Consider the following 762-nt stretch of genomic DNA (forward strand, 5'->3'; position numbering starts at 1 on the left):
TGCCGGCCGAACCACTCCTCCAGCCGCCACACATCCAGCGCCTCACCGCCGAACACCACCCACCGCAGCCCCAGCCGGGCCCCGATCTCCGGCGCCTCACGATCGGCCTGCATCAGCTGGTAAAACGCCGACGGCGTCTGATTCAGCACCGTCACACCCTCATCCACCAGCAACCGCAAAAACTCCCCCGGCGAACGACTCACCTCGAACGGCACCACCACCAACCGCCCACCCCACAACAACGCACCCCACAACTCCCACACCGAGAAATCAAAAGCGAAGGAATGGAACAGGGTCCACACATCACCCGGGCCGAAGCCGAACCAGTGATCCGTCGCCTCGAACAACCGCACCACATTCCCGTGCGGCACCACGACCCCCTTGGGCCGTCCCGTCGAACCGGAGGTGTAAATGATGTACGCGGCCGCCTCCGGCGACACGCGGATGCCGACATCCGACCCGTCCAGCGCCGCCAACTCGGCCATGACCCCGGCATCGTCCAGCACCACCAGCGGAACCCCCGCCGGCACCCCGACCCCCACACCCACACCCGCCACCACCAGCGACGGACCCGCGTCCTCCCACACATACGCCACCCGATCCGCCGGATAACCCGGATCCACCGGCACATACACCGCCCCCGCCTTCAACACCGCGAGAACACCCACCACCAGATCCACCGACCGCGGCAACACCAAACCCACCCGGTCCTCGACCCCCACCCCCCGCGCCACCAGCAAACGCGCCAGCCGATTCGCCCGC

At 67.7% G+C, this 762-nt stretch carries 1 protein-coding gene; it reads right to left on the reverse strand.

Annotated elements, in window-relative coordinates; translation table 11 throughout:
• On the reverse strand, positions 1–762 hold a 762-nt coding region (locus NP777_RS47015; RefSeq protein ID WP_256656344.1), incomplete at both ends, for an AMP-binding protein.

The organism is Streptomyces rugosispiralis (assembly GCF_024505145.1).
Lineage (GTDB): Bacteria > Actinomycetota > Actinomycetes > Streptomycetales > Streptomycetaceae > Streptomyces > Streptomyces rugosispiralis.